Origin of the sequence: Pseudoxanthomonas sp. LjRoot127 (assembly GCF_964253495.1) — a bacterium.
Taxonomy (GTDB): Bacteria; Pseudomonadota; Gammaproteobacteria; order Xanthomonadales; family Xanthomonadaceae; genus Pseudoxanthomonas_A.
The window spans coordinates 3514684-3529325 of sequence record NZ_CAXUQR020000001.1 but is presented as its reverse complement, the minus strand read 5'-3'; the positions used below and the strand labels follow the sequence as shown (position 1 = coordinate 3529325).

The window sequence follows — 14642 nt, the reverse complement described above, 5'->3', positions numbered from 1 at the left end:
CTCTGGAATGCGGATCAACGGAGCTTCTGCTTGACTGCCGGCGCGCAGGACTTCCCGCCGCAACAGTTCTCCGTCAGGAAGCCAATCAGACCGTTCATGCGGTCGTAGTCGGCACGTATCCGGATGACCCGTCCTTCCCGCTCGTCAGTGACAAGCCCTGCGGCACGTAACTGGTTCAGATGGGCCGTAAGGGTGGCAGGCGGCAGATCGAGCTGATCGCGTAGCTCGCCAACGGCCATTCCGCCTGGGCCGGCCTGTACAAGCGCGCGATAGGCGGCAAGCCGGTGGTCGTGCGCGAGCGCACGAAGCGCTTGAACGGTCTGGGGCGTATCCATACTTCTATATTTCCGGAATATAGGAAGTATTGCAACCCATCATTGCAGATAGATGACCGCTTGGGGTCGTACCAGACGCCTAACGAACAATATGGGCCGGATAGCTGATCGAGCTGAGCGCTTGCCTTATCAGCTCAACCGGACGGCGTGTTTCGAGGCTAATACGGCGTAGGTCCGGCATGAACTGAGCCCGCATCGAGGGGTCTACGCTCATCAAGGCGCGTCGAATGGGCGCCACACATGCGCTGCAGACCATGGCGGGGATATGTAGTCGATGCATGCTTTGCCGCTCCAACCAACAGGAATGGTCAGCGTCAGGCTTCCTATCGTGGCAACGTCAATGCCCGTTCGTTGGACTCGCCAGATCATCCAGAATCGGACATTCCGGGCGATTATCGCCATGGCATCGACTGGCAAGGTTGCGCAGCGTTCGCTGCATGGCCTGCATCTCGGTAATCTTGATCTGTAGATCGTCGATGTGGCCCTGGGCCAGTTTCTTGACCTGGGCGCTGGCTCGCCGGTCATCGCTCCACAAGCCTAGGAGCGATTGGATTTGTTTGATGGAAAATCCCAGGTTGCGGGCACGACGAATGAACCGAAGCCTGTGCACATCGGCATCGGTGTAAAGGCGATAGCCCGCAAAGGTGCGACCGGCCGGAGGGATCAGATCGATCTCTTCATAGTGGCGAATCATCTTGGCGCTGACCTCGCTGAGCGCGGCGGCCTCGCCGATGTTATGCAATCCGGCTTCGCGCGCGTCGGCCAGTTCGGGCCGCAGTGCCCTGGAACTGCGTCTGGTTGCCATCATGCCTCTCCCACATCGATCTTGGTTGGCTGCCAACGGCGCAACAGCAGCGTGTTGGCAATCACGCTCACACTGGACAAGGCCATCGCTGCGCCGGCGATGACCGGATCAAGCAAGCCCAGGGCCGCCAGAGGAATCCCGACCACGTTGTAACCGAAGGCCCAGAACAGGTTCTGATGGATCTTGCGGGTCGTGCGGCGGGAAATGTCGATGGCATCGGCGATCAGACCCGGCTCAGCGCGCATTAGGGTAACCCCAGCGGCATGCATCGCCACATCGGTACCGGTTCCCATGGCCACCCCCAGGTTGGCGGCAGCCAGCGCTGGCGCATCGTTGACACCATCGCCGACCATGGCCACCGGTGCCGACTGAGCCAATTCAGCGACCAACGCAGCTTTCTGCTCAGGCAATACATTGGCGCGCACCTCTTGGATGCCCAGCACCTTTGCCACCGAGGCGGCGGCGCCGGGGTTGTCGCCAGAAATCATGACGGTGCGCAAACCCAGCGTGTGCAGCCGTTGAACAGCCGCGGCCGCATCCAGACGCGGCGGATCCTCAAAGGCCAGTATGCCGAGCAACTGCGGATGATCGGTGCCCTGCTCTGCCAGCCAGGACACCGTGTGGCCGGTCTGGCTGAGTAGTTCGGCCCGGGTCTGCAATGCCGTGAGCGCCACGCCATGCTCAAGCATCATGCGAGTACTGCCCAGCAACAGGTTCCTGCCATCCACTGTGCCAGTGATGCCGCGGCCAGGCACCGCCTGCACGTCGCGTGCGAGCGGAATGGCGCGCTGGCCCATCACGCTCAATACGGCCCTAGCCAAGGGGTGCTCGCTGCCTTGCTGCAGGGCCGCCGCCAATGGCAACAGATCGGCCGCGTGGCCACGGGTGGCAATCTCTTCGGTCAGTACAGGACGTCCTTGGGTCAACGTGCCTGTCTTGTCGAAGGCCACCACCCTTACGGTACGTGCCACTTCCAGCGCCTCGGCATCCTTGACCAGAATGCCCGCTCGGGCGGCCACGCCGGTGCCGGCCATGATCGCGGTCGGAGTCGCCAACCCCAGCGCGCATGGGCATGCGATGACCAGCACCGCTACCGCGCTCAGGATCGCCTGGTTCCAATCACCCGTTCCCAAACCCCACCCGAGCAGCGTGAGCAAAGCCAGGCCGATCACCACCGGCACGAAGATCGCGCTCACCCGATCCACGGTTCGCTGAATAGGTGCCTTCTTGGCCTGTGCATCCTCCACGAGGCGAATGATCCGAGACAACGCGGTCTCGGCGCCGATGGCCAGTGTGCGTACCAAGATGCGGCCTTCGCCATTGATAGCCCCACCGGTGACGCGATCGCCCTCCCCGCGCGCCACGGGCATGGACTCCCCGGTGATCAGGGATTCATCCACGTGCGTGCGGCCCTCGGCGATCACGCCATCCACGGGGATGCGCTCGCCTGGCCGCACACTGACGATGTCCGAGAGGGCAACCTCGTGAATGGCAACCTCGCGTTCTTGTCCGTCCTGATACATGCGTGCGGTGGCTGGCCGCAGTGCCTGCAATGCCCGGATCGCTTGCGTGGTCTGTTGCTTGGCGCGGGCCTCTAACCACTTGCCCAGCAGGATCAAGGTAATGATGACCGCCGAGGTCTCGAAGTACAGCGCGGCATCGCCGTGGTGTCCGGCATCGTTGAACAAGTGATAGACACTCAGTCCATAACCGGCACTGGTCCCCAAAGCGACCAGCAGATCCATGTTGCCCGTGCCGGCGCGCAGGGCGTGCCATCCAGCGCGATAAAAGCGCGCACCGATCCAGAACTGCACCGGCGTTGCGAGCAAGAACTGCAGCCAGCCAGGTAGCATCAAATGCTGCCCTGCGACCCATCCCAGCATCGGGACGACCAACGGCAGGGAGAGGACCGCAGCGATCAACAGTTTGAGGGTGTCACCATTGAGCGTCTTGCGCGCCGATGCTGTATCGGTGTTGCCTTCCGCGGTCTGCGGTTCGATCGCGCGGTAACCCGCTGCGCTGACAGCGGCAACCAGGGATGCGACCTCCGCCAGTGACGTGGCGCGTATGCGCGCGCGCTCGGTGGCCAGATTGACCGACACCTCCATCACGCCCGGCACAGCGCGCAGCGCACGCTCTACCCGTGCCACACATGAAGCGCAGGTCATCCCTTGGATGATCAGATCCCACTCTTTGCTGGCAACCTCATAACCAGCCTGCTTCACCGCCGCGATCAAGGCAGGAAACGCGGCTGCCGGCGCGGTGACTTCGGCCACTTCTGTTGCTAGATTGATCGACGCATCGCTCACGCCGGCAACGGAGCGCAAGCTGCGCTCTACCCGGCCTACACACGAGGCGCATGTCATGCCGGCGACGCCGAAGCGATGCGTGTCCGTAGACGCCGGCGGCGGCGAAGTGAGCGTTATGTCCATGGAGTAAGGACCAATAGGAACGAGCAGGTAGCCTGAGCCCTCCCATGATGGGAAGGTCAACAACGCGGGACGGGGCACCACTGAACTTGCCTGTCGTTTGACCTTCCCACCGTGGGAAGGCCCATCGTGACACCGTCGGCAAACCGCCGATGCTTTTGGAGGGTTGTCCATGAATCTCGTTGTTGAAGGTATGACCTGTGGTCATTGCGTCCGGACGGTCACCCAAGCCATTCAGGCCGTTGAGCCCCAGGCCCAGGTGGACGTCGATCTGGGCAGTGGCGTGGTCAAGATCGAGGGCCTGCTTGCCGTAGAACAGGCGATGGAGGCCATCCAGCGGCAAGGCTATGTGATCGCCGCCGTGCTCCCTTCTGAGGCCGATACGCCACCCACCCCGGCTGCATCCTCTTGCTGCGGCGGATGCCACCGCTGAGGCCACGCGACGGCTTGATCCTGATCAATGCCCGTCGGCCCCAAGAGGGTTAGACTGGCCATCATGAGAGCTCGCACGTCCCCTGCCCTGACCCGCCCAGCGTCCGCAGGCGCTGCTTCGAGCGTTCGGGAGCTGTCATGGTGAAGCTGCTGAGGCGATGGCGGCGCCCCCGTCCTCGTGCCCGACTGGCATGGCTGGGACTGTGGGCGCTGCTGTTGCAGCAGCTGGCACTGGTGGCCTACGCCTGTCCGTTGGAATCAGTGGAAGCCGGACAAGCGACCCTGATGGTCGGTTGCGAAGAGATGTCCGCGCCGGATCCGGATGCTCCGGCGTTGTGCGACCAGCATTGCCAGCGCGATCACATCGCCACGGCCGATGCGAAGGCCCCTCAAGTGCCTTACCAGCCGGCGCTGGTCGCCTTCGCGCTGGTGCAGGCTCTGTTGCCACCGGTACACGCGCAGTTCTATCGGGATGTTCCGGTGTGCGTGTCCGATCCGCCTCCCCTGCAGCGCTTCTGTAGCCTGCTGATTTAAGCCCCCTCCTGGATTGACCCGTGCTCGTGCTGCATGCGTTGCAGCGCGTTCGTTGTCGTTTGTCCGGAGGTCTTATGGAGATGTCTTTCTTCTTGCGTGCAAGGCGCAGGATGGCGTGTGGATTCGTGTTTGCCCTGGCCCTTAGTGGTCCCGTGGTGGCAGCACCGCCCGCTATCCCGATCAGCTACACCGAAGCCCTACAACGGGCGCTTGCTAACGCCCCTACCCTGCAGGTGCGCCGATCCCAGATCGATGCCAGTACCGAAGAAGCCGCGCGTGCTGGCGCGCTGCCCGACCCACGTTTGATCGTGGGGCTGGCGAACTGGCCCGTCAGCGGACCCGATGCCTTCAGCCTGCGGGCCGATGAGATGACCACCCAGCAAGTCGGTCTGATGCAGGAGTTTCCTGCGCGTGCGAAACGACGTGCCGAGCAAGCGCTGGCGCAAGCGACGCTGGCGCAAGCCCGCTCACTGTCGATAGCCGAACAGCAGATGGTGGTCCAAGCGGCCGCGCAGGCCTGGATTGAGCTGTGGAGTACGCAGCAAGCCGTAGATGCGTTGGAAGGTTTGCGCGAGCCGGCGCGCATAGCCGAGCGTGTGGCGCGTGCTCGCTTGGCAGGCGGCACGGCCGGGGCTAGTGACGTGCTTGCCGCCCAGGCCGCCCTACTGCAGTTGGAAAATCGCCTGGACCAGGTACATGCGGAGCACGCCGCGGCGCAGGCCGGCCTGGTGCGGTGGTTGGGTATTGCACCAGAGGCGATCTTGGCCAGTGGTACGGCGCCGGATTTTGCGCAGTTGCCATTGGAGCCCACTCAACTGCTGGCCAAACTGGACCAGCACACGCCACTACTGGGCTGGGAGGCACGCCAGAGCTTAGCCCAGGCCCAGGTGGATGCGGCCGTGGCCGAAACCCGCCCGGATTGGAGTGTGGAGCTCACCTACGGACGTCGCGAGCGTGCACCCGACGGGATGCCGCGCAGCGACATGCTCATGGTGGAAGTGGGCGTGGGCCTGCCGCTGTTCCAGAAGAACCGCCAAGCACGAGGTATCGCGGCACGACGGGCCGAGCTGGAGGCGGTGTCTGCAGAGCGCGATGAGGCCCGGCGCATCCAAGCCGAGTCGGTACAACGCGCGATGGCGCGATGGCGCGGGTTAACCGGCCAGTTGGAGCGTCAGAACACGCAGAGCCTGCCTTTGGCGCGCGATCGCGCACGCACGGCGTTGGCTGCCTACGGCGCCGGTGCCGACCTGCAGCCGTGGCTGGAAGCGCGGCGCGATGAAATCGAATTGCAACTGGAGAACGCCCGCCTGCTGGGCGAACAGGGCCGTGCCTGGGCGGCACTGGCCTATCTGCTGCCCCATGAGGAGAACACGCCATGAGCCCGACCAAAACGCGTCTCACACAGCTCGCCGTGGCCCTCGGGTTGCTGGTGCTCGGCTTTGCCGGCGGCTACGCCTGGATGACCCGATCCTCTGGTAACACCCCGCCCACCGGCACGAGCAGCGCGGATCAAGCGCGCAAGGTGCTGTACTGGTACGACCCCATGGCGCCGGAGCAGCGATTCGACAAGCCGGGCAAATCTCCGTTCATGGATATGGAGTTGCTGCCCAAATACGCAGATGAGGCCATGGGGGGCGGAACGCAGATCGATCCGCGCCTACAGCAGAACGTGGGCATACGCACTCAAGAAGTGACGGTAGAGTCACTAGGGAGTGCCGTACGTGTGCCGGGCACGCTGACGTGGGATCTGACCCAGGAAACCGTGGTCAGTGCGCGCATGGAAGGCTTGATCACCCACGTGCAGGTAAAGGCGCCGTTTACCGAGGTTCGTCGTGGTCAAGCGCTGGCCACCGTGCAGGCCCCGGCATGGAACGCCGCCATCGCCGAAGCACATGCCCTGAGCCAAGCTCAGTCCGCGAGCGCGCGTGAGCTACAGGGTGCCGCGCAACAACGGTTGCGTTCGTTGGGCGTTCCTTCTGGCGCCTCGGTCAGAAGTGGCGTCGTGCTTGGCGCAGACCACAGTGGTGTCGTGACCGAGATCCTGGCACGCGAGGGGCAGACGGTGATGCCCGGTACGCCTCTGTTCAAGATCAATGGGCTGGACACGCTGTGGCTGGAGGCCTCGGTGCCCCAGGCAGCGCTGGGCACCTTGCGACCAGGAACCTCAGTGCAGGCCACGGTCAGCGCATGGCCGGCAGAGCGCTTTGCCGGACAGATCCAGGCGTTGCTTCCCCAGGTCGACATGGCTAGTCGCACGCAGCGGGCGCGAATTGTGTTGCGCAACCCGCAGCGTCGGCTGGTGCCGGGCATGTTCGCCGAGGTTCTGGTGCAGCCCGATGCCGAGCAGGCCCTGCCAGTCGTTCCCACGGAGGCGCTGATCGCCACTGGGCGGGACAGCCGGGTCATCGTGCAGGATCCGGACGGGAGCTTCCGGCCAGTGCGGGTGAGTGTCGGTCGTAGCGTGCAAGGGCGCACGCAGATCGTGGCAGGCTTGGCCGGTGGTGAACGCGTGGTGGTCTCCGGTCAGTTCCTGCTCGACTCCGAAGCCAGTCTCTCCGGTGCGTTGGAACGCCTGGGCGCTGCACAACCGACAAGCCCTGCCAGCGCATCAGGTGTACACGAGCGCCATGACGCCGGGCACGACGCACGCACTGTCGTGCCGTCACCGTCCAGACAGCCTGCGCCTGTCGCGCCAGAAACCTCTACCTCCACCCCGCCGCGCTGCCCGGTGCAGTACTGGTATGACCCGATGGTGCCGGAGAAGCATTTCGACAAGCCGGGCAAGTCACCGTTCATGGATATGCTGTTGGTACCCAAGTTTGGCCCCGCCGCGGCCGCTGATTGCCAGGCAAGCGACGTCATGCCCGAAGCGATGGAGGGCACGCCATGATCGCGCGCCTGATCCATGCTTGCATCGCCAATCGCGTGCTGGTGCTGGTTGCCGCCGCGCTGTTGGCCGTGGTCGGCATCTGGTCGGTAAAGAACACGCCGCTGGATGCGCTGCCGGACCTGTCGGATACCCAAGTCATCATCCGCACGCAATGGGCGGGGCAAACCCCGCGCATCATCGAAGACCAGGTCACCTACCCGCTGGCCACCACAATGTTGTCCGTGCCCGGTGTGAAGGCGGTACGCGGCTTTTCCTTCTTCGGTGATTCCTTCGTCTACATCCTGTTTGACGATGCCACTGATCTGTACTGGGCTCGCTCTCGGGTATTGGAGTACTTGAGCCAGGTGCGCGATCGACTTCCGCCTAACGTGAATCCAGCGCTGGGTCCTGATGCGACCGGACTGGGCTGGATCTACCAGTACGCCCTGGTGGATAGGACCGGTCAACGCGATGTGGGGCAACTGCGTGCGTTGCAGGACTGGTTTCTTCGCTATGAGCTCAAGACTGTGCCGGACGTGGCTGAAGTAGCCAGTGTGGGCGGTGCGGTGCGCGCCTGGCAGATCCAGCCCGATCCGCAGGCGTTGGCGGCCCGTGGACTGACGGTGGCCGAGCTCATCGAGGCGGTGGATGCGGCCAACGGCGCTACCGGTGGCTCGGTGATCGAACAAGGCGAAGCCGAACTGATGGTGCGCAGCGAAGGCTACCTGCGCACACAGGAGGCGTTCGAACAGGTGCCGGTGACCGGCAACGATGGCATCCCCGTCTTGCTTGGCGAGGTGGCCACGATCAGTCGCGGCCCGACCTTCCGTCGTGGTATCGCAGAGTTGGATGGTCAAGGTGAGGTGGCCGGCGGCGTGATCGTCCTGCGCACCGGTAAGGATGCCTTGGGGGCCATCCGGAACGTCAAAGCGCGACTACAGGCGTTGCAATCCAGCTTGCCCGAGGGCGTGGAAGTGGTCCCGGTATACGACCGCTCCGAGCTGATCCAGGATGCAGTGCGCAACCTCACCCATAAGCTTGGCGAGGAGTTCCTGGTCGTAGCGATGGTATGCCTGCTGTTCCTGTGGCATTTACGCTCGGCGCTGGTGGCCGTCATCACCCTGCCCTTGGGCATCCTGGCGGCCTTCATCGTGATGCACGCCCAGGGGATATCCGCCAACTTGCTATCGCTAGGTGGCATCGCCATCGCCATTGGTGCGATGGTCGATGCAGCGGTGGTGATGATCGAAAATGCACACAAGCACCTGGAGCACTGGCGCGAAGCGCACGGCCGGGAACCCCAAGGTGAGGAGCGCTGGCAGTTGATGGCCCGCTCGGCTGCCGAGGTCGGACCGGCCCTGTTCGCCAGCTTGCTGGTCATCACCCTATCCTTCGTGCCGGTCTTTGCCCTGCAGGCGCAGGAAGGGCGATTGTTCTCGCCCCTGGCCTACACCAAGACCTACGCGATGGCCGCCGCAGCAGGCCTGTCGGTGACTTTGATCCCCGTCTTGATGGGCTACCTGATCCGCGGCCGCATTCGCCCGGAACAGCAGAACCCCATCAATCGCATCCTGATCGCCGGCTACCGGCCCATCCTGCTGTGGGTCCTCAAACATCCCGGTGTCACCTTGCTGCTCAGCGGCCTGCTGCTGGTGCTCACCTTGATCCCCTTCAGCCGGCTGGGCAGTGAGTTCATGCCGCCCTTGGAAGAAGGCAGCCTGTTGTACATGCCCACGGCCCTGCCAGGCCTGTCCGCCGACAAGGCGCGCCAGTTGCTTCAGCTCTCGGGCCGGATGATCAAGACCGTACCGGAAGTCGAACACGTGTTCGGCAAGGCCGGCCGTGCCGAGAGTGCGACCGATCCGGCGCCTATCGAAATGTTTGAGACCACCGTGACCTTCAAGCCGCGGGATCAATGGCGCCCGGGCATGACCCCTCAGAAGCTACGCCAGGAGTTGGACGCCGCGGTCAAGATTCCCGGTCTGACCAATCTATGGGTACCGCCCATTCGCAATCGTATCGATATGTTGGCGACCGGCATCAAGAGCCCGATTGGGATCAAGGTCTCCGGACCGGATGTGGAGCAGATCGAGCGCCTGAGCCAGCAGATCGAGCAGGTGGCCAAGACTGTGCCCGGCGTGAGTTCGGCACTGGCCGAACGCGTCACCGGCGGGCGCTATGTCGATGTACAGGTGCGCCCGGAGATCGCTGCACGTTATGGATTCACTCAAGGCCAACTCCAGCAACTGATTGCCACGGTCGTTGGCGGTGATCCAATCGGGGAAACGATCGAGGGGCGCGAGCGCTATCCCATCGTCTTACGCTACCCCCGTGGCCAGCGTGACTCGTTGCAGGCCTTGCAGGATCTGCCGCTGATCGCGCCAGGCGGTGTGCAACTGACCTTGAGCCAGGTGGCGGAGCTGTCGGTCAGCCCAGGCCCGCCGATGCTCAAGAGCGATAACGGCCGGTTGGTGGGCTATATCTACGTGGATGTGGCCGATCGCGACCTGGGATCGGTGGTCCAGGACCTGCAAGCCGCGGTGCAGTCCCAGGTGAGCTTGCCTGCCGGCTATGGGGTGGCCTGGTCAGGGCAGTACGAGTACCTGCAACGGGCATTGGCACGCCTGCAGTGGGTGGTGCCCGCGGCGTTGGCGATCATCTTCCTGGTCATCTGGATGGTGTTCCGCCGGCTCAGTGATGTATCCATCATCCTGCTCAGCTTGCCCTTGGCATTGGTGGGCGGTTTCTGGTTGATCTGGGGGCTGGGCCATGCGATTTCGGTGGCCAGCATGATCGGATTCATCGCCCTGGGCGGCGTAGCGGCTGAGTTCGGCGTCATCATGCTGCTGTACCTGCGCCATGCCTGGGAGCAGCGCTTGGCCAGCGGTGCGCCGGAAGATGAGTCTACCCTGCAAGAGGCTATCTACGAAGGTGCCGTGCAGCGCGTACGCCCCAAGGCGATGACGGTAGCCGTCATCCTGGCCGGCTTGTTTCCGCTGTTCATCGGTGCCGGTGCCGGCTCGGAGGTCATGCAACGTATCGCCGCGCCGATGCTGGGTGGCATGCTCACCGCACCGGTTCTCTCCATGGTGGTGATTCCCGCAGCGTTCTATCTGGTGCGGCGACGTGGATTGCGCGCGGCGCGAGGCGACCAATGCGAGACAGACTGAGCACTTGAGGTGCGTCCCCACAAAAAGACGCCAGTCATGGAAGAAGTCATGACTGGCGTCAAAGGGGAGAGTACAGCCTACGTGCTTACTTATCAGTGCCGGGCGTGAGGGGAGATCTCAAAGCTCAGCGACGCCCGATCCGACACAAAATCCAACCCCTTTTGTGTAGAGGGCACCATGTGATTGGTGTGGATGTACCAGGTCTTGGCGGCGTTCACCTGGAAACTGGCTTGGCCTTGGGCATCGGTACGCAGCAGCGTGGCGCTACCGTGCCCGCCCTTGAGCGGTGCGTCAGCGCGATGGCCGACGTACACGCGCAGGTTGGGCACTGGCCTGCCCTGCTGCAGTATCTGGAACGACAGCTGTTCGCCGACCTTCACGCTTCCAGGATTGCGGGCCAGGCGGATCTCCAACGGATAGCCCAGCGAGGCGGCGAAGTCGTCGGTCAGTTTCGTGCCCACCTGACCAATGGCACGGGCATGCTTGGTGTAGCTATAGGTGACCCCGTTGGGGAACTTGCTCGCATCGTAGGTGGCCAGCGTATCGGGCAAGTCTTCCAACTCCAGGTACTTGCCGAACTCGCTGGCCGTACGGGTGCTGGTGGAAGCCATCGTCGAGACGCCCAGCAGATAGGTGCCCTCGCCCGCCGGATGCACGGCGAGCTGGCTTTGCTTGCCGACCTCTTTCCAACTGGCCAAATCCGGGACCGCCTTGGCACCACCCTGGCTCAGCGAAACGTCCTGTAGACGCGCCCGGGTGACTGCGCCAGCACTTTCATCGAAGGTGCCGTTGTTCACCAAGGCGGTGTTCGCCTCACCCGCTGCGGTGCCGGGCTTGGAGAAAGCGACAAACAGGTCGTGCGCGCCGGCGCTGCCGGCCACCGCGAATAGCAGTAGTGCGGCGGATAGTTGCGTGTTTCTCATGATGTGTAGCTCCTTGGGGTCGTGACTTACCAGTGGTAACCAAAGCGGACGTTCCAGCGACGACCCAGCAAGTCGTACGTCATGGTGTCGGTGTTGGCGTTGGGGTTGTTCTGCACGAACGGCGCCTTCTTATCGAGCACGTTTTCAACGCCGGCCGAGATGTCCCATTTCTTTTTGATGCCGTAGCTCAATTGCAGGTTGTGGTACACCACGCTGGACACATGCGAGCCGATCGTGCCGGGCACGGCGATGATGTCGTCCGCGCTGCCGATGTACTGCGCCGAATAGACGCCAGTCCAACGGTTCTTGCCCATGCGCAGTGAGCCCAAGCCACGCCACTGGGTGTAGCTACCCAAGCCGCTGGTGATCTTGCCGGCGTACTCAATGGTGGTGGCACCGGCGAAGGGAGTGACGTCGTAACGCTCCAGATACGAGGCGTCCAGACTCGCGCTGGCCTGCCAGCCGGCCACATCGAATTGATACAGCACACCGATATCAACACCTTCGGATTCCTCGCTGGCCGCATTGACCTGCTGGGACGAGAGGTAGTTGACCTCACCGGTGATCGGATCACGGGTGAAGTTGGCCGGTGAGCAGAACGGATGGGCCAAGTTCGGTGTGGTGTAGCACGCACGCAACTTGACCGAACCTTCAATGCTACGGATCGCATTCTCGATGCGGATACGGTAGTAGTCGGCCGTGAGCGTCAGCCCCGGCGCAAAGCCTGGGGTCCACACAAAGCCTGCCGTGAAGGTCCGCGCATCTTCAGGCTTGAGGTCGGGATTGCCGCCGGTCGTGGTGAGGATGGTGTTGCCCAACTGACGAAAGTTGGTCGGCACGCCCGCGGCTTGGCAGTTGGCCCGAATGACCGAGTCGGCCGGCAACGTGCTCCAGTTGCTGCACGGGTCCAGCGTGGTCAGGCTGCCTTGACCGATGCCACCGAACAACTCCGGAATACTGGGGATACGAAAAGCCGTTGCGTAGTTGAGACGAATCTTGAGGGGTTCGGCCACCTGCCAATCCAGCCCTACCTTGTAGTTAGTGTCACTGCCGAACAGGTCGTAGTCGGAGTAGCGGCCGGCCAGGTTCAGGGTTGCGTAGTCCACCAACGGGACGTCCTGCAGCAGCGGGACGGCAAACTCGACAAAGGCTTCCTTGGCCGAGTACTCACCTTCGATCGGATCCTGACGCACGATGTTGGCGCTGCCGTTGACTACCAGCGGATCTGGGTACAGCCATCCGCGTTCCTTGCGAAACTCCACGCCCGAGGCGAACGCAACGCTACCGGCAGGCAAATCGAACAAGGCGCCGGAGATCGTACCGCTGACCCCTTGCTGGCTATTGCCACCGGATCCACGCTGGGTAAACAGGATGTAATCCAGCACTTCGGGCGTCAGGTTTCCGTAGCCCAGGTAGTTGCCGCACGGAACCGCCGCCCCTGGTGTGTTGCTGCACAGGCTGGTGTTGAGCGTGTTCTCGACCCGATCAAGGTTGGCGATGTTGGTCGAGCTGTCCGTGGCTGAGTTGCGGCCCCAGTTCATCGCGATATTCCACGCCCAGTTATCGCCCCACTGCCCCTCCAAACCAAGCACGGTACGGAACGTATCGACCTCCTGCTCGGTGATGCGCGCCCCGGCTTCTTCCAGACGCCGACGTTCCAGGGTCAGGTTCTGGCCGGTGGGATTGGTGGGATTGGTGGCGGCGATCCGGATGGTGCGATACACCCCCAAGGTGTTGGGCGAAGCGCGCTGATTGGACTGGCGATTGGTCGCCATCAGTTCCGTGAACAGACGGGTGTTCTCGGTCAGGTCGAATTGACCAAAGCCACTCAAGCCCACTCGCTTGATCGGGCTGACCGCATTGAGCAACAAGTTGTAGTTGTAATTGTGCTTGGCCGGATCATAGAGCTCGTAGGAGCGTGGATCCCCGTTGGGGTCCTGGTTGAAGTTGACCACGCGACCATCGGCCAGCCGGGCTCGCCCACCGATGGTGGACGAGTTGCCCACGCACTGCAGGGTGCCGGCCACCACACCCAACGGACACGGTGCCCGCGAAGCCATGGTGATGGTGCCGCTTTCGGCATAGGTCAGGGCACCCGACATTGAGCTGCGCTCGCCGGTGGTACCGAAGGCGAGGTTGAAGGAGCCGATCTCGCCATCGCCCTGGAAAGTCTGACCATAGCGGGTGGATAGCTCCATGCCATCCATTTCCTTGCGCGTGATGATGTTCACCACACCGGCCACGGCATCGGCGCCGTAGATCGCCGATGCGCCGTCCTTCAGGATCTCGATGCGATCAACCAGGGCCAAGGGCACCACGTTCAGATCCACCGAATTGTTGGCGCCGGTACCACCGTTGACCACGCGTCGGCCGTTGAGCAGTACCAAGGTGCGGTTGACGCCCAAGCCACGCAGGTTGATCTGGGTGGTGCCGTTACCGTTACCCGTCCAGAAGTTGTTGGATTGCGAGCCGGCTGCACCGGCCGATGCAGGCAAGCGCTGCAGCAGTGTCTCGACCGAGACGGCACCGGAGCTCTGGATGGTCTCGGCATCAATGACCGTGGTGGGGCCCACTCCGGACATCTGGGCGCGTTTGATGTGACTGCCGGTCACCTGGACCGCATCAAAGGTGGTGGGTGAAGCGGCCGACGGCGTTGAGGCGTCGGCGCCGCCGGAGAGGGAGGCGCTGTACGAGGCATCGGGACCGGCTTGCCCTACACCGGAGGTCGGTGCGTTGCGCGTAGGCGTCGGCGTGTTGGCACCTTCTCGCACGATTGCCAGCGCGCCGCTTTGATCGCGCTTGACCGTCAGTCCGGTTCCGGCGAGCAGGCGGTTCAGCGCTGCATCCTGGGACATGTCCCCACGCGCGCCTGCGGTGCGTCGATCACGAACGTCTTCGCTCAAGTAGACCAGGCGAACGCCCGATTGCCGGGCATAGGCTTCCAGCGCGACTTTCAGATCCCCTTCGGGAATATCAAAACTGCTCGTTTGTGCAGCGGCGGAGGCCGCGATGACCAGACCACACATGACAGCCAACGCTGTCCTCGCCACTTTCGTACGTGCCATGCATTTTCCCCAGGTCGGCGCGAATCGGCCTGATATCTGTGACGAGAGGACGGCACGCTTCCGGTATGAAATATTTCAGA

General features: G+C 63.2%; 10 protein-coding genes. 5 read left to right on the top strand and 5 right to left on the bottom strand.

The window, feature by feature from the left end:
• Positions 1–14 precede the first annotated feature (14 nt).
• From ACSQ19_RS16570 to ACSQ19_RS16560, 3 genes are all read right to left on the bottom strand, one after another.
• Entirely contained in the window at positions 15–335 is a 321-nt protein-coding gene (locus ACSQ19_RS16570) for an ArsR/SmtB family transcription factor (RefSeq protein ID WP_435998482.1), read from the bottom strand.
• Positions 336–672: 337 nt separating this feature from the next.
• A complete protein-coding gene (gene cueR, locus ACSQ19_RS16565; RefSeq protein WP_327482765.1) occupies positions 673–1140 on the bottom strand; it encodes a Cu(I)-responsive transcriptional regulator in 468 nt (155 codons plus the stop codon).
• Entirely contained in the window at positions 1140–3572 is a 2433-nt protein-coding gene (locus ACSQ19_RS16560) for a heavy metal translocating P-type ATPase (RefSeq protein WP_435998479.1), read from the bottom strand. The genes cueR and ACSQ19_RS16560 overlap by 1 nt, the downstream gene beginning before the upstream one ends.
• A gap of 169 nt (positions 3573–3741) precedes the next feature.
• Here ACSQ19_RS16560 and ACSQ19_RS16555 point away from each other — a divergent pair, with 169 nt between their 5' ends.
• From ACSQ19_RS16555 to ACSQ19_RS16535, 5 genes are all read left to right on the top strand, one after another.
• Positions 3742–4002 (top strand): heavy-metal-associated domain-containing protein, encoded by a 261-nt coding sequence (locus tag ACSQ19_RS16555; RefSeq protein ID WP_327482763.1) that lies wholly within the window; start codon positions 3742–3744, stop codon positions 4000–4002.
• 137 nt (positions 4003–4139) lie between these two features.
• Positions 4140–4535, top strand: a complete 396-nt coding sequence (locus ACSQ19_RS16550; RefSeq protein WP_327482762.1) for a hypothetical protein — start codon at positions 4140–4142, stop codon at positions 4533–4535.
• A 74-nt stretch (positions 4536–4609) separates the two neighbouring features.
• Positions 4610–5914, top strand: a complete 1305-nt coding sequence (locus tag ACSQ19_RS16545; RefSeq protein WP_327482761.1) for a TolC family protein — start codon at positions 4610–4612, stop codon at positions 5912–5914.
• Positions 5911–7425: an efflux RND transporter periplasmic adaptor subunit gene (locus ACSQ19_RS16540; RefSeq protein ID WP_327482760.1), complete on the top strand. Its 1515-nt coding sequence runs from the start codon at positions 5911–5913 to the stop codon at positions 7423–7425. Before ACSQ19_RS16545 ends, ACSQ19_RS16540 begins: the two co-directional genes overlap by 4 nt.
• Complete coding sequence (locus ACSQ19_RS16535) at positions 7422–10574, top strand: efflux RND transporter permease subunit (RefSeq protein WP_327482759.1); 3153 nt, start codon at positions 7422–7424, stop codon at positions 10572–10574. Before ACSQ19_RS16540 ends, ACSQ19_RS16535 begins: the two co-directional genes overlap by 4 nt.
• Positions 10575–10666: 92 nt before the next feature.
• Here the strand turns inward: ACSQ19_RS16535 and ACSQ19_RS16530 are convergent, their stop codons facing one another.
• Both ACSQ19_RS16530 and ACSQ19_RS16525 read right to left on the bottom strand, forming a co-directional pair.
• Positions 10667–11497 carry a DUF4198 domain-containing protein gene (locus ACSQ19_RS16530; RefSeq protein ID WP_435998475.1) on the bottom strand — a complete coding sequence of 277 codons (831 nt, stop codon included), beginning with the start codon at positions 11495–11497 and terminating at the stop codon, positions 10667–10669.
• A 26-nt stretch (positions 11498–11523) separates the two neighbouring features.
• Entirely contained in the window at positions 11524–14562 is a 3039-nt protein-coding gene (locus ACSQ19_RS16525; RefSeq protein WP_327482757.1) for a TonB-dependent receptor, read from the bottom strand.
• Between the last annotated feature and the right edge of the window lie 80 nt (positions 14563–14642).